Origin of the sequence: Streptomyces qaidamensis (genome assembly GCF_001611795.1) — a bacterium.
Classification (GTDB): domain Bacteria; phylum Actinomycetota; class Actinomycetes; order Streptomycetales; family Streptomycetaceae; genus Streptomyces; species Streptomyces qaidamensis.
Genome location: NZ_CP015098.1, coordinates 7,180,767 through 7,195,516, shown reverse-complemented (window position 1 = coordinate 7,195,516; position 14,750 = coordinate 7,180,767). Strand labels below are relative to the sequence as shown.

Annotated in this window: 13 protein-coding genes; 5 read left to right on the top strand and 8 right to left on the bottom strand. The window is 73.2% G+C overall.

Going from position 1 to position 14,750, the window contains the following annotated elements; translation table 11 throughout:
- The first annotated feature begins 41 nt into the window (after positions 1–41).
- On the top strand, positions 42–968 hold the full coding sequence (locus A4E84_RS31835) for a polysaccharide pyruvyl transferase family protein (RefSeq protein ID WP_062929856.1): 927 nt from the start codon (positions 42–44) through the stop codon (positions 966–968).
- A gap of 105 nt (positions 969–1,073) precedes the next feature.
- Complete coding sequence (locus A4E84_RS31830; RefSeq protein WP_062929855.1) at positions 1,074–1,394, top strand: DUF3040 domain-containing protein; 321 nt, start codon at positions 1,074–1,076, stop codon at positions 1,392–1,394.
- A gap of 15 nt (positions 1,395–1,409) precedes the next feature.
- Here A4E84_RS31830 and A4E84_RS31825 read toward each other — a convergent pair whose 3' ends face one another.
- The 3 genes from A4E84_RS31825 to A4E84_RS31815 all read right to left on the bottom strand — a co-directional run bounded on the left by A4E84_RS31825 (position 1,410) and on the right by A4E84_RS31815 (position 4,616).
- The gene (locus A4E84_RS31825; RefSeq protein ID WP_062929854.1) at positions 1,410–2,390 is read right to left on the bottom strand and encodes a glycosyltransferase family 9 protein; all 981 of its coding nucleotides are present in this window, start codon (positions 2,388–2,390) and stop codon (positions 1,410–1,412) included.
- 628 nt (positions 2,391–3,018) lie between these two features.
- Positions 3,019–3,618: a D-glycero-alpha-D-manno-heptose-1,7-bisphosphate 7-phosphatase gene (locus tag A4E84_RS31820; protein WP_062929853.1), complete on the bottom strand. Its 600-nt coding sequence runs from the start codon at positions 3,616–3,618 to the stop codon at positions 3,019–3,021.
- Positions 3,615–4,616 (bottom strand): glycosyltransferase, encoded by a 1,002-nt coding sequence (locus A4E84_RS31815; RefSeq protein WP_062929852.1) that lies wholly within the window; start codon positions 4,614–4,616, stop codon positions 3,615–3,617. The genes A4E84_RS31820 and A4E84_RS31815 overlap by 4 nt, the downstream gene beginning before the upstream one ends.
- Before the next feature lie 146 nt (positions 4,617–4,762).
- Here A4E84_RS31815 and A4E84_RS31810 point away from each other — a divergent pair, with 146 nt between their 5' ends.
- Positions 4,763–5,551: a polysaccharide deacetylase family protein gene (locus tag A4E84_RS31810; protein ID WP_418082229.1), complete on the top strand. Its 789-nt coding sequence runs from the start codon at positions 4,763–4,765 to the stop codon at positions 5,549–5,551.
- Between the two features lie 28 nt (positions 5,552–5,579).
- Positions 5,580–6,020: a hypothetical protein gene (locus A4E84_RS31805; RefSeq protein WP_062929851.1), complete on the top strand. Its 441-nt coding sequence runs from the start codon at positions 5,580–5,582 to the stop codon at positions 6,018–6,020.
- Between the two features lie 36 nt (positions 6,021–6,056).
- Here the strand turns inward: A4E84_RS31805 and A4E84_RS31800 are convergent, their stop codons facing one another.
- The 5 genes from A4E84_RS31800 to A4E84_RS31780 all read right to left on the bottom strand — a co-directional run bounded on the left by A4E84_RS31800 (position 6,057) and on the right by A4E84_RS31780 (position 12,687).
- Positions 6,057–7,208 carry an XdhC family protein gene (locus A4E84_RS31800; protein WP_062929850.1) on the bottom strand — a complete coding sequence of 384 codons (1,152 nt, stop codon included), beginning with the start codon at positions 7,206–7,208 and terminating at the stop codon, positions 6,057–6,059.
- Positions 7,209–7,245: 37 nt separating this feature from the next.
- Positions 7,246–8,703: an NCS2 family permease gene (locus A4E84_RS31795; protein ID WP_062929849.1), complete on the bottom strand. Its 1,458-nt coding sequence runs from the start codon at positions 8,701–8,703 to the stop codon at positions 7,246–7,248.
- Positions 8,704–8,813: 110 nt separating this feature from the next.
- Positions 8,814–11,213: a xanthine dehydrogenase family protein molybdopterin-binding subunit gene (locus A4E84_RS31790; RefSeq protein WP_062929848.1), complete on the bottom strand. Its 2,400-nt coding sequence runs from the start codon at positions 11,211–11,213 to the stop codon at positions 8,814–8,816.
- A 2-nt stretch (positions 11,214–11,215) separates the two neighbouring features.
- Positions 11,216–11,797 (bottom strand): (2Fe-2S)-binding protein, encoded by a 582-nt coding sequence (locus A4E84_RS31785; RefSeq protein ID WP_062929847.1) that lies wholly within the window; start codon positions 11,795–11,797, stop codon positions 11,216–11,218.
- The gene (locus A4E84_RS31780) at positions 11,797–12,687 is read right to left on the bottom strand and encodes an FAD binding domain-containing protein (protein ID WP_062929846.1); all 891 of its coding nucleotides are present in this window, start codon (positions 12,685–12,687) and stop codon (positions 11,797–11,799) included. The genes A4E84_RS31785 and A4E84_RS31780 overlap by 1 nt, the downstream gene beginning before the upstream one ends.
- Positions 12,688–12,993: 306 nt before the next feature.
- Between A4E84_RS31780 and A4E84_RS31775 the strand changes: the two genes are divergently transcribed.
- Entirely contained in the window at positions 12,994–14,667 is a 1,674-nt protein-coding gene (locus tag A4E84_RS31775; RefSeq protein ID WP_062929845.1) for a PucR family transcriptional regulator, read from the top strand.
- Positions 14,668–14,750 lie beyond the last annotated feature (83 nt).

The following is a 14,750-nucleotide window of genomic DNA, read 5'->3' as shown; positions in this document are numbered from 1 at the left end:
ATGCCCTGAATGTCTTGCCGAGAGGCGGGCACTCAGGGCCTGTGCAGACACAACAGGGCAAGCGACCGCGCAGGGTGCTGCTCACCGGCTGGTTCAGCTTCCGGGACAGGGAGGCGACCGCCGGGGACGTGCTGGCCCTGCGCCGGGTGGAGGACGTGCTTCTGGGGACGGGTATCCCCTACGACGTCGCCTGGAGTCCGCGCTTCCGTCCGGAGGCACTGCATCTGGACCGGCTGTGGCCCGAGGACTACACCCACCTCGTGTTCGTGTGCGGCCCGCTGCACGGACCGCAGGTGGAGGAGCTGCACCGGCGCTTCGCCCACTGCGTGCGGATCGCCGTGGGCACCTCGGTGATCGACCCCGGCAGCGCGGCCGTGACCGGCTTCCACCGGGTGCTGCCCCGGGACGGGCCGGACAGTGAGCCGGTGGAGGACCTCGCGGCCCGCGCCCCTGACGTGCCCGCGCGGCCCGTCGTCGGGGTGATCCTCGCGCACGGGCAGCACGAGTACGGGCAGCTGCGGCGGCACGGGCAGGTCGCCGAAGAGGTCACGCGCTGGCTGGCGTCCAAGGACTGCGGACGGCTGGAGCTGGAGACCCGGCTGGACACGCACGACTGGCATCTGAGCGCGACGCCCGCCCAGCTGCAGTCCGTACTGGCCCGGCTGGACCTCGTCGTCACCGACCGGCTGCACGGGCTGGTGATCGCTCTGCGGGTCGGGACGCCGGTGCTGGCCGTCGACCCGGTCGCGGGCGGCGCCAAGCTGACCGCGCAGGCCCGTGCCTGCGGCTGGCCCGCGCTGGTGCCCGCCGAACGGCTGGACGTGCGGCAGTTGGACCGCTGGTGGGACTGGTGCCTGACCGGCGGCCGGGTGACCGCGCGGCAGATCCGCGACGGATTCCGCGAGGGCTCCGTGCCCGACAGCGCGGACCGGCTCGTCGAGGCGCTGGGGCGGCCGGTGCCCGGTTAGCCGGAGGCCGCCACGGGGCACCCGCTGGTACGTCCCCCGCTGTACTTCCCCCGCCGCACGTCCCCCCGGGAGGAGAGACGGTCCGGCCGCCCGGAAGGAGAGAGCGTGTCCATCGGCCGACTTCCCGAGAACGAGCAGCGCATCCTCGACGAGATGGAACGCGCTCTGCGCCGCGACCGGCGCCTCGACCGCAAGCTGCGCAGCCACCGCGTGAGCCGCTGCCCCGACCTCGCCCATCTCCTGGCCCGACTGGCCTCCTACCGCCCCCGCGTCCGGACCGTGATGATCCTGCTCGCGGTGTCGGTCGGGCTGATGGTGGCCGGGATCGTCACCTCCGAGCCGGGCGTGATCTGGGCGTTCGCCGCACTGTGGCCCCTGACGATGTTCGCCGCGTTCCGGCTGATGTGCCGGTGCTGCGACGGCTGAGGACTGCCCTGCCCCCTACGCCCGCAGGGCGCCGGGCAGTTCGCCGACGGCCCTGACGACGTCCTCGACGGTGACGCGCAGGAGAGCCGGGTCGGGCCGGCCGCCGTGCGGGTCACCCTCCGGGCCGTACCACAGGGCGCGGTGCCGCGGGTCGGGCGGCGGGCCCCAGCGGCTCGGCGCGACCGGGCCGAACAGGGTGACGGAGCGTGTGCCGTGGGCGACCGCGAGGTGGGCGATGCCGGTGTCGCCGCTGATCACGACGTAGGCGTCGGCCACGAGAGCGGACAGCCGTTCGAAGGGCAGGCCGCCGTCGAACACGTCCGTGTCCGGCAGGCCGGCCTGCTTGGCGAGCCTGGCCACCAGGTCGCCCTCGGCCGGGCCGCCGGTGACCACGACCCGCAGTCCCCGGCCGCGCAGTTCGGCCGCGACGGCGGCGTACCTCTCGACGGGCCAGCAGCGCGCTGGTGACCCGGCGCCGGGGTGCAGGACGACCCCGCCGGGGGCCGGGGAGGCGGTCTTGGGGCTGGGCAGCAGCAGATCGCCCGGGTCGGCGTCGATGCCGTACGCCCGCAGCAGCCGGCACCAGCGGTCACGTTCGTGCTCCTCCGGGTACCAGGGCGGGCCGTCGATCCCGGGCAGGTCCGGATGGGCGAAGGCCAGCAGCTTTCCCGGGCGCAGGCCGAGGAGCAGCCGGTGGCTGGGCGGGCCGTTGCCGTGCAGGTCGACGGCGATGTCCGGGGGCGGGCCGGTCCAGTCGAGCGCTCGTGGGACGGCCCGGCCGGGGGCGCAGGCGGGCAGCAGCCGGTCCACGGCCCCCGTCGCCTCCGCGACCGGCGCGAGTTCGGCGGGGGCGGCCAGCACGAGTTCGTGCCCCGGATGGGCCCGCCGCAGGGCACGCAGCGCGGGGACGCCAGCGAGGAGGTCCCCGAGCCCGAGGGCGCGCAGGACGAGGAGGCGGGGTCGTGCGGGCTGCGCTGTCCGGTCCGGGGTCGTCATGCCAGCAGCCTGCCCCGCGCACGCGGCCTCCGCCGCCGCAGGCCCGCCCATCGGGTGCAGCACGGCCCGGCTGCGGCCGGGCCGGGAAACGACCTCGTGCGGCACCGGCCATCACCAGGCACCCGCCGGGCGGCCCGGGCAGGCGCCTCTCTGTCCGGGGCGGTGAGGGTGCGGCTCCGCCCCGGCACGGCTACCCGGACGCCCGGGCCCCCGGCACGGCTACCCGGACGCCCGGGCCGACGGCTCGGCTACCCGGACGCCCGGGCCGACGCCGACCACGCCCCGGCCCCCGGCCCGCACCGGCCGACACCGGCAGCCGCCCGATCCACACCACGGGGGCAGATCGGGGACCACCCAGCACGCCTGCGCCCCGCCCAAAGCCCACCAGGGCCCCGCACCGCACCGCCCTCGCACGACCGCCCCGCCCGATCCGCGACTGCGGCCAGGAAGTCGGCAGCCACCCAGCACCCCCGCGCCCGGGCCGGCGCCGACCACGCCACCATGCGGGACGGTTACCTTGCCCGGCCAGTACGGACCACCGCCCCGCCCCGCGGCGGCCGCCGGGCGGGTGCCTGCCCGGCGGCCGCTGCAGGTCAGCGCGGGCGACAGCCGCGTGCGGCAGCAGGCGTCACGGAGGGCCGTCCGGTTCGGGGCCGGAGGTGAACGCCCTCTGGATGGGGCGTTCGTCGGCCAGGACGCGGCCCTGGGGCGGTTCGTCGAGCACCGCTCGTACGGCGGTGAGCAGGTCCGGGGCGATGTGGTCGGCCTGTGCGGTCTCCTCGGGACGGGTACGGCCGTTCGGGACGAGGATGCCGTGGGCGCCCGCGCGGCGCGCGGCCTCGGCGCCGGCGGCGGTGGAGCCGATGACGACGAGTTCATCGGGGTCGGTGCAGATCCGCCCGCCGGCCCAGAGCAGCATGCCGGGCTGTGGCCTGCGGCAGTGGCAGCCGTCGTCGGGGCCGTGCGGGCAGACGGCGAACACGTCGAAGGGGCCGAGGAGTTCGTCGACGCGGTGGTTGACGCGGCGGACGTCGGCGTCGCTGAGCAGCCCCTGGGCGACGCCCGGCTGGTCGGTGACGACGCCGGTGCGGATGCCGTGCTCGCGCAGCAGGGCGAGTGCCTCCCGGGCGCCCTCGACCGGGCGTACGCGGTCGGGGTCGGCGGTGTCCGGGATGTCTTCGACGAGCGTGCCGTCGCGGTCGAACAGCACGGCCTTCACCGGGCTCACGGGGTGACCTCCTCCTGCCAGGCGGGGGTGTGACGGTGGCGCCAGGCACCTGCCAGCCGGTGCCAGGTCGCGCTGGGCGGGATGAGCACGCTGGTGGCCAGCACCGTCGCCACCTCGTGGCGGGTGCGCGGCCCGGGGACGATACGGGCGCGGGCGAACTCCGCCGTGCCGGCCGCCCAGCCGAGCGCGCAGGCCGTCGCGGCCCGGCCGTGCCCGGTGGCGGCGAGGGCGCAGGCCGCGACCCCGGCGCTCGTGATGGCCGCGTGGGTGCGTATCCGCCCGCGCGGCGCGACGGCCTTGTCCCACCAGTCGGGGCCGTGCAGATGCCGCATGAGGGCGTCGTCGGCGTTGCCGCGCTGCTGGCGCACGGACGCCCAGCGGGAGGCGGAGCGCACGGGGTGGCGGGTGGTGCGGCGGCCCTGCCGGATGCGCCAGCCCGAGTCGAGGACGCGCAGCGCCAGGTCGGCGTCCTCGCGGAAGGCCCGCCGGAAGCGTTCGTCGAAGCCGCCGACCTGCTTGAGGACCTCCGTGCGGTAGGCCATGTCGGCGGTGACCCAGTGGGCCCGGACGAGTCCCGCGGTGCCGCGTTCCCAGTCGGTGGGACGGCGTTCGCCGGGCAGCGGCACGGCGAGGACGCCCTGGACGCCCGCGGTGTCGTGGGACGCCTCGGCGAGGTCCTCGGCGAGTTGGTCGCACCAGCGGGCCCCGACCTGGACGTCGTCGTCGAGGAACACGGTCCACGGCGTGTGCACGGCGCGCAGCCCGGTGTTGCGGGCGGCGGCGGGCCCACGACCGCCGCCGCCCAGCACGGTGGTCCGCTCCCGCAGGTCGCCGAGGACGCTCAACGGGTGCTGCAGCGACCCGGGTTCGCGGTCGGTCCGGTCGTCGACGAGGACGATCTCCTCGGGGCGCGGTCCGTTCGCCGCGGCGAGCGCGGCGAGACAGTCGGCGAGGGTGTCCGGTACGAGGGTGGGGATCACGACGGCGTACGACGTCATGCGTGCGGCCCTCCCTCCTGCGGTGTGCGCGGACTACCGTGCTGGCGAGTGCCGCGGTACAGCTCCCTCAAACACCAGGTCAGGGCCGTCCGGGCACGCCTCGGTGACTATAAACCGCGCGTATACACGCGATATATAGTCCCGGCATGCCTTCTCTGACCAAGAAGATGACGAAAACGGGGACCGCGTTCCGAACGGCCGGAACACTCGTGGCGACCGCCGCCCTCACCCTCGCCCTGAGCGGCTGCACGGGGACCGACACCACGGCTCCCAGCGCCGTCCGGGCCCGCCCGGCCACGGACATGCAGCCGGCCCGCTTCGGCGCCGTCGACTGCCGCGAGGTCAAGTGCATCGCACTCACCTTCGACGCCGGACCGAGCGAGCACTCCGCGCGGCTGCTGGACATCCTGAAGGAGAAACAGGTCCCGGCGACCTTCTTCCTCCTCGGCAAGCGGCACATCGAGAAGTACCCGGAGCTGGTGCGGCGCATGGCCGACGAGGGGCACGAGGTGGCCAGCCACACCTGGGACCACAAGATCCTGACCGAGCTGAGACCCGAGGAGATACGCGAGGAACTGGAACGCCCCAACGAGGAGATAGAACGCCTCACCGGCCGCCGCCCGACCCTGATGCGCCCGCCGCAGGGCCGCACCGACGACACCGTGCACGCCATCTGCCGCGAGCTGGGCCTCGCCGAGGTGCTGTGGAGCGTGACGGCCAAGGACTACCGGACGACCGACTCCGACCTGATCACCCGCCGCGTCCTCGACCAGTCCTCCCGGGACGGGATCATCCTCCTGCACGACCTCTACGACGGCACGGTGCCGGCGGTACCGGGGATCATCGACGCGCTGAAGGAACGCGGCTACGTCTTCGTGACGGTGCCCCAACTCCTCGCACCGGGCAAGGCGGAGCCGGGCGAGGTGTACCGGTGACGCCCCGCGGGTTCCCTACGATCGGAGGGTGGCGAACTTCCTGATCGAACGCACCGTTCCGCTCCCCCTCGACGAGGCGTGGCGGCGGATCACCCGGTGGCAGCGGCACGGTCACGCGGTGCCGTTGACGGTGGTCAGGGTCGTGCCGCCCGGGCCGACACGCGAGGGCACGCTCGTCGTGGCCCGCTCGGGCGCCGGAGTGCTGGCCTTCGACGACCCGATGGAGGTGACGGTGTGGCAGCCGCCGCGGGACGGGGCCACCGGGTTGTGCCGGCTGGAGAAGCGGGGGCGCGTCGTCCTCGGGTGGGCGGAGCTGGAGGTGCGGCCCGGGCCGGGAGGGCGGTCCCGCGTGGTGTGGCGGGAGGAGATCCGGGTCCGGTTCGTGCCGTCGGCCTTCGACGCGGTGGTGCGGCGCTCCTCGCGGTACGTGTTCGGGCGGGCCCTGAACTGTCTGCTCAGGCAGGCCTGACGCATCGGCCGCCGGCCCGGCGTTCCCGGCCGGGGCTCAGGCCACCGACCCGATCCGGCCCATGGCCCGCGACTCCGGCTCGTGGTGGATCGGCGTGTGCGCCCCGGTCAGGGAGACCCCGCTGCCGCCACGCCGCGCGGCGACGATCTCCGCCGCGATCGACAGGGCCGTCTCCTCGGGCGTACGGGCGCCGAGGTCCAGCCCGATCGGCGAGTGCAGGCGGCTCAACTCCACTTCGGTGACGCCGACTTCGCGCAGTCGGTCGTTGCGGTCCAGGTGGGTGCGCCGGGAGCCCATGGCGCCGACGTACGCCACCGGAAGGCGCAGCGCCAGCTTCAGCAGGGGGACGTCGAACTTGGCGTCGTGGGTCAGCACGCACAGGACCGTGCGGGCGTCGACGTCGGTGCGCTCCAGGTAGCGGTGGGGCCACTCGACGACGATCTCGTCGGCCTCCGGGAAGCGCGTCCGGGTCGCGAAGACGGGGCGCGCGTCGCACACCGTGACGTGGTGGCCGAGGAACTTGCCGATGCGGACCAGGGCGGCGGCGAAGTCGATCGCGCCGAACACGATCATGCGGGGTGCGGGGACCGAGGACTCGACCAGGACCGTGAGGGGCGCTCCGCAGCGCGAGCCCCGCTCGCCGATCTCCAGGGTGCCGGTGCGGCCGACGTCCAGGAAGGCGCCGGCCTCGGCGGCGACCGTGCGGTCCAGTTCCGGATGGGCGCCGAAGCCGCCGTCGTACGAACCGTCGGGGCGGACCAGCAGGGCCCGGCCCGTCAGTTCGGGCGGGCCCGACACGATCCGCGCCACCGCCGCCGCCTCCCCTCGGGCGGCGGCGGTGAGCGCGGACGCGACCACCGGGCGGACCGGATCGGCGGCCCGTACCGGGGTGACCAGGATGTCGATGACGCCGCCGCAGGTCAGACCCACGGCGAAGGCGTCGTCGTCGCTGTACCCGAAGCGCTCCAGGACGGTTTCGCCGTCCCGCAGCGCCTGCTCGCACAACGCGTAGACAGCGCCTTCCACGCAGCCGCCGGAGACCGAGCCGATCGCCGTGCCGTCGGCGTCCACCGCGAGCGCGGCGCCGGGCTGCCGGGGCGCGCTGCCGCCGACGGCCACCACGGTGGCGACGGCGAAGTCACGGCCCTGCTCGACCCACCGGTTCAGCTCCTCGGCGATGTCCAGCATCTGTCTCGGTCTCCTTGGGGTTGCGGGAGGGCGGGCGTCAGTGGACGCCCAGCCAGCTCTCGATCGGGTTGAGGGCGAAGTAGACGAGGAACACGGCCGTGAGGATCCACATGAAGGCGCCGATCTCACGCCACTTGCCCTGGGCGGTCTTGATGGCGACGTAGGAGATGACGCCCGCGGCGACACCGGTGGTGATGGTGTATGTGAACGGCATCAGCACGACGGTGAGGAACACCGGGACGGCCGTGGCCCGGTCGGCCCAGTCCACGTGCCGGGCGTTCATCAGCATCATGGCGCCGATGACGACGAGGGCGGCCGCCGCGACCTCCGAGGGCACGATCGCGGTGAGCGGGGTGAAGAACAGGCAGGCCGCGAAGAACAGGCCGGTGACCACGGAGGCGAGGCCCGTGCGGGCGCCCTCTCCGACCCCCGTGGCCGACTCGATGAACACCGTCTGGCCGGAACCGCCGGACACGCCTCCGATCGCGCCGCCGGCCCCGTCGATGAACAGCGCCTTGGACAGGCCCGGCATACGGCCCTTGTCGTCGGCGAGCTTCGCCTCGGTGCCGACGCCGATGATGGTGGCCATCGCGTCGAAGAACCCGGCGAGCACCAGCGTGAAGACGATCATGCCCACCGTCATCGCGCCGACCTCGCCCCAGCCGCCGAACCGCACCTCCCCGAAGAGCGAGAAGTCGGGCATGGAGACGGCACTGCCGTGCAGTTCGGGTGCGCCGCCCGCCCACTGCTTGGGGTCGACGACGCCGGCCGCGTTCAGGACCGCAGCGACGACCGTGCCGCCGACGATGCCGATGAGGATGGCGCCCGGGACGTTCCGGGCCTGGAGCATGAAGATCAGCAGTAGGGTGCCGGCGAAGAGCAGGACGGGCCAGCCGGCCAGTTCGCCCGCCGGGCCGAGCGCGAGGGGGGTCGCCTCGCCCTGGTGCACGAAGCCGGACTTGTAGAAGCCGATGAGGGCGATGAACAGGCCGATGCCCATGGTGATGCCGTGCTTGAGCGCGAGCGGGATCGCGTTCATGATCATCTCGCGCAGGCCGGTGACGACCAGCAGCATGATGACCACGCCGTACATCACGCACATGCCCATCGCCTGCGGCCAGGTCATCTCGGGCGCGACCTGGGAGGCGAGGACCCCGGAGACGGACAGGCCGGCGGCGAGGGCCAGGGGCACCTTGCCGACGAAGCCCATCAGCAAGGTGGTGAAGGCCGCCGCGAACGCGGTCGCGGTGATCAGGGCCGGCTGGGCGAGCGTGTCCCCTGCGGCGTCCCTGCCGGACAGGATCAGGGGGTTGAGCAGCAGGATGTACGCCATCGCCATGAAGGTCGTGATGCCGCCGCGCACTTCACGGGCGACCGTCGACCCTCTGTGGGATATGTGGAAGTACCGGTCGAGCCAGGACCGTCCGGCCGGGACGCGGGTGCCTTCACCCGCATCCTCGGCTGTGGCCCTCGGCTCCAGTGATTGCTGGGTCATGGGTGCCGTCTCCCAAGTTTCAAAGGGGGTTGGGATGTTCACGACCCGGGGGACGGCCCGAGACGAACAAGGGACCTGGGGGACGAAGCCCCCCAGGGGATCGTGACTGCTCAGCCCTCGGAGAGCTGGGTACCCGTCAGGTGCTCGGGCCTCACCGGAGTCCGGTTGAGTTCGAGCCCGGTCGCGTTCCGGATCGCCGCGAGGACGGCCGGGGTCGACGACAGGGTGGGTGCCTCGCCGACGCCGCGCAGCCCGTACGGGGCGTGCTCGTCGGCGAGTTCGAGCACGTCGACCGGGATGGACGGCGTGTCGAGGATGGTCGGGATCAGGTAGTCGGTGAAGGAGGGGTTCTTGACCTTCGCCGTCTTCGGGTCGACGACGATCTCCTCCATGACCGCCACACCCAGGCCCTGTGTGGTGCCGCCCTGGATCTGGCCGAGCACCGACAGCGGGTTGAGCGCCTTGCCGACGTCCTGGGCGCAGGCCAGCTCGATGACCTTCACCAGGCCGAGCTCGGTGTCGACCTCGACGACGGCCCGGTGGGCGGCGAAGGAGTACTGCACGTGCCCGTTGCCCTGGCCGGTGCGCAGGTCGAAGGGCTCGGTCGGCCGGTGCCGCCACTCCGCCTCGACCTCCACGGTCTCCCCCTCCAGGACGTCGGCCAGGTCGGACAGGACCTCGCCGCCGTCGGTGACGACCTTGCCGCCCTCCAGGAGCAGCTCGGCCGTCGCCCAGGCCGGGTGGTAGGAGCCGAACTTGCGGCGCCCGATCTCCAGGACCTTCTCGCGGACCAGTTCGCAGGAGTTCTTCACCGCGCCGCCGGTGACGTACGTCTGCCGCGATGCCGACGTCGAACCGGCGCTGCCCACCTGGGTGTCGGCCGGGTGGATGGTCACCTGCGTGACGCCCAGCTCGGTGCGGGCGATCTGCGCGTGGACGGTGACACCGCCCTGGCCGACCTCCGCCATCGCGGTGTGCACGGTGGCGACGGGCTCGCCGGCGACGACCTCCATGCGGACCTTGGCGGTGGAGTAGTCGTCGAAGCCCTCGGAGAAGCCCACGTTCTTGATGCCGACCGCGTAGCCGACCCCGCGGACGACGCCCTCGCCGTGCGTGGTGTTGGACAGGCCGCCCGGCAGCTGCCGTACGTCGGCGCCCTCGCTGGACTCCCACTGGCGCTCCGGCGGCATCGGCATCGCCTTGACCCGGCGCAGCAGTTCGGCGACGGGGGCCGGGGAGTCGACGGGCTGCCCGGTCGGCAGGAGCGTGCCCTGCTCCATGGCGTTGAGCCGGCGGAACTCCACCGGGTCCATGCCGAGCTTCACGGCGAGCTTGTCCATCTGCGCCTCGTAGGCGAAGCAGGCCTGGACCGCGCCGAAGCCGCGCATGGCGCCGCAGGGCGGGTTGTTGGTGTAGAGGGCGATGGCCTCGATGTCGACGTCCTCGACCACGTACGGGCCGACGGACAGGGAGGAGGCGTTGCCGACGACGGCCGGGGAGGCGGAGGCGTAGGCGCCGCCGTCCAGGACGATCCGGCACTTGAGGTGGGTCAGCTTGCCCTCGCGCGTGGCCCCGTGCTCGTAGTACAGCTTCGCGGGGTGGCGGTGGACGTGGCCGAAGAACGACTCGAACCGGTTGTAGACGATCTTGACGGGCTTGCCGGTGCGCAGGGCCAGCAGGCAGGCGTGGATCTGCATCGACAGGTCCTCGCGGCCGCCGAACGCGCCGCCGACGCCGGACAGCGTCATCCGCACCTTGTCCTCGGGCAGGCCGAGCACGGGCGCGATCTGGCGCAGGTCGCTGTGCAGCCACTGGGTGGCGATGTAGAGGTGGACTCCGCCGTCCTCCTCCGGCACGGCGAGCCCGGACTCGGGGCCGAGGAAGGCCTGGTCCTGCATGCCGAAGGTGTACTCGCCCGTGACGATCACGTCGGCCCGCTCGCGCGCCGCCGCCACGTCACCGCGGACGATCGGCTGGCGGTGCACGATGTTGGGGTGCGGGACGTGGCCGGCGTGGTGGTCGTCGCGGTTCTCGTGGACGAGGAGCGCGTCCGGGGCGGTCGCGGAGGCCTCGTCGGTGATGACGGGCAGCTCGCGGTAGTCGACCTTGATCTTCGCGGCGGCGCGGCGTGCCGTCTCCGGGTGGTCGGCGGCGACGAGCGCGACCGGCTCGCCGTGGTGGCGGATCTTGCCGTGGGCGAGGACCGGGGTGTCCTGGATCTCCAGCCCGTAGTTCTTCACGTCGGTGGGCAGGTCGTCGTACGTCAGCACGGCGTAGACGCCCGGCGTGGCCAGGGCCTCGCTCGTGTCGATGGACACGATCTCGGCGTGCGCGACGGTCGAGCGGAGGATCTGGCCCCACAGCATGTCCTCGTGCCACATGTCGGACGAGTACGCGAACTCGCCGGTGACCTTGAGGATGCCGTCGGGGCGGAGCGTGGACTCGCCGATGCCACCCTTGGTCGGGGACCCCTGGGTGATCTTCGTGGGGGTTCCGCTGGGGGAAGCCATGATCAGACCGCCTCTGACTGCCGGGCGGCCGCCAGGCGGACCGCGTCCATGATCTTCTCGTAGCCGGTGCAGCGGCACAGGTTGCCCGACAGTGCCTCGCGGATGTCCGCGTCGGTCGGGGTCGGGTTGCGCTCCAGCATCTCGTCGGCGGCGACCAGCAGGCCGGGGGTGCAGAAGCCGCACTGAACGGCGCCGGCATCGATGAACGCCTGCTGGATGGGGGAGAGCTCGGTGCCCTCACCGGTCTGCGAGTCGGTGCCCTTGGCCTCCCACTGCTGGGCGTTCTGCAGGGACGTACCGCAGGCGCCGGACGCGCAGCCGCCCTCGGCGCGCTGCTTGGCGAAGTCGGCGAGCCCCTCGACGGTGACGACCTCGCGGCCCTCCACCTGCCCGGCGGCGACCAGGCACGAACACACCGGCACACCGTCCAGACGGACTGTGCACGAACCGCACTCGCCCTGCTCACAGGCGTTCTTCGACCCGGGAAGGCCCATGCGCTCCCTCAGCACGTACAGCAGGGACTCGCCCTCCCACACGTCGTCGGCTTCCTGCTGACGGCCGTTGACCGTGAAGTTGACGCGCATCAGGCAGCTCCCTCGTTGGTGCGGCGGGTGCCGCGGTAGGACTCCCAGGTCCAGGTCAGCGTGCGGCGGGCCATGACGCCGACCGCGTGGCGGCGATAGCTCGCGGTGCCCCGGACGTCGTCGATCGGGTTGCAGGCGGCGGAGCACAGGTCCGCGAACTGCTTGGCGACCGACGGGGTGATGATCTGCCCGTTGTCCCAGAAGCCGCCCTCCTCCAGCGCGGCGTTCAGGAACTCCTCGGCGGCCTCGGCCCGGACGGGCGTCGGGGCGGCCGAGCCGATCCCGGTCCGCACGGTCCGCGTCCCGGGGTGCAGCGCGAGCCCGAAGGCGCACACGGCGATCACCATCGCGTTCCTCGTGCCCACCTTGGAGAACTGCTGCGGCCCGTCGGCCTTCTTCACGTGCACGGCGCGGATCAGCTCGTCGGCCGCCAGCGCGTTGCGCTTCACGCCCGTGTAGAACGCGTCGATCGGGATGCGGCGCGAGCCGCGTACCGACTCGACCTCCACCTCGGCGCCCGCCGCGAGCAGCGCGGGGTGGGCGTCACCGGCCGGGGAGGCGGTGCCGAGGTTGCCGCCGACGCCGCCGCGGTTGCGGATCTGCGGGGAGGCGACCGTGTGCGAGGCGAGGGCGAGACCCGGCAGCTCGGCGCGCAGGTTCTCCATGATCTTCGTGTACGGCACGGAGGCACCCAGCCGCACGCTCTCCTCGCCGACTTCCCACTCGCTGAGGTCGCCGATGCGGTTCAGGTCCAGGAGGTACTCGGGCCGGCGGTGGTCGAAGTTGATCTCGACCATCACGTCGGTGCCACCCGCAATCGGCACAGCTGTGGGGTGCTCGGCTTTCGCGGCGAGCGCCTCCTCCCAGCTGGCGGGGCGAAGGAAGTCCATGACCGGCTCTCTTCTTCGTCTTCTCGTGGGGCGTTCGGTTTGAGCCAATCCGTGTGCGGCGGTCCCGGCTCGTTCATGTGCTGTTGACGCGTAGTGGCCTCAGTACACAGGGGGGTGCTCCGACTGAGTCAGTCACGGAAACCATGAAGGAGTTGGCTGGCCAGGACAGGCATCTTGTAGATTCGTATGAACAGAGGCCCTCAGAAACCTCCTCGTTCTCCTGTGGAAACGCGCGACGCAACCGCGTGACCTGGAACACAGCCGGGGCAGGGTTTGATTTCGAGACAAAGATCGGCGGCGACGAGAATGCGGCTGCGCGCACTGCTGGACACCGACGCGCTGGGCCTCAAGCTGCTCGGCGGCGAGGACGAGCTGGACCGCACCGTGCGGGGTGTGATGACCACCGACCTCCGCGACCCCAGCCGTTACCTGGCGGGCGGCGAACTGGTCCTCACGGGCCTGGCCTGGCGCCGGGACGAGGACGACTCGGAGCCGTTCGTCCGGATCCTGGTGCAGGCGGGCGTGACGGCCCTCGCCGCGGGCGAGGCCGAGCTCGGGGACGTCCCCGAGGACCTGGTCGTCGCCTGCGCCCGGCACCGCCTCCCGCTCTTCGCGGTGCACGAGTCGGTGGCGTTCGCGACGATCACCGAGCACGTCGTACGGCAGGTGTCCGGCGAGCGCGCCGGCGACCTCGCGGCGGTCGTCGACCGCCACCGCCGGATGATGACCTCGGGCCCGGCCGGCGGCGGCCCCGACGTGGTCCTGGACCTGCTGGGCACGGACCTGGACCTGCGGGCCTGGGTCCTCTCCCCCACCGGCCGCCTGATCGCCGGCTCGAAGGCGGCGGGCCCCGCCCTGCCGGCCGAGACGTGCGCCCGGCTCGCCGGAGAACACCTGGCCGCCACCCGCACGGGCCGCCGCGGCCCCCACCGCGTCGTCCTGGGCGCCACGACGTACTCGCTGTTCCCGGTCCGCTCCACGGGCCGCTCCCCGCAGCCCGCCCGGGACGTCCGCGAGACCGTCCTGTCGGACTGGCTGCTGGCCGTGGAGGCGGACGCAGGGGACTGGCCCGAGGAGCGCCTGGACCTGCTCTACGGCGTCACCCAGCTGATCGCGGTCGAGCGGGACCGCCGCGACGCGGCCCGCACGGTCCGCCGCCGCCTGGCCCAGGAGGTCCTGGAACTGGTCCAGACGGGCGCGGCACCCGCCGAGATCGCCGCCCGGCTGCGCGTGGCCGCGCCGGTGCTGCTGCCCGGCCTGGGCGCCGCGCCGCACTGGCAGGTGGTCGTGGCCCGTGTCGACTGGGAGGGCGGGGAGATCGAGGGCGGCCCGGTGGCGCAGGCCCTGCTGGAGGAGGTCCTCGTCGACCCCGCGGTCGCCGGGCCGGAGCACTCCGACCGCATCGCCGTGGCCCACACGGGCGACGAGGCCATCGCCCTGGTGCCCCTCCCGGCCGTCTCGACGGAGCACGACGGCACGGAGACGGGCGTCCTCGCGGACACCCTCCTGGCATCGGTACGGGACCCCCTCACGGCGGGCCTCGACGACGACGGCCGGCTCACTCTCGGCGTCAGCGCGGCCGTCCACTCGGCGGAAGGCCTGCGCGGCGCCCTGGAGGAGGCCCGCCACGCCAGGCGCGTCGCCGCGGCCCGCCCGGGCCGGGTCTGCGCGGCCGGCCACCAGGAACTGGCCTCCCACGTCCTGCTGCTGCCCTTCGTCCCGGACGACGTCCGCCGGGCCTTCACGGCCCGCCTCCTGGACCCGCTGCGCGACTACGACCGCCGCCACCGGGCCGAGCTGATCCCGACCCTGGAAGCCTTCCTGGACTGCGACGGCTCCTGGACCCGCTGCGCCGCCCGTCTGCACCTGCACGTCAACACGCTGCGCTACCGGGTCGGCCGGATCGAGCAGTTGACGAGCCGTGATCTGTCGCGGCTCGAGGACAAGCTGGATTTCTTCCTGGCCCTGCGCATGAGCTGAAACACGGGGTGTCCCGGCCCAAACCCGGAACGCCCCCGAGTCCCACGACTTTGTGAAATCCTTCACCCACCCTCTTGGCCCGG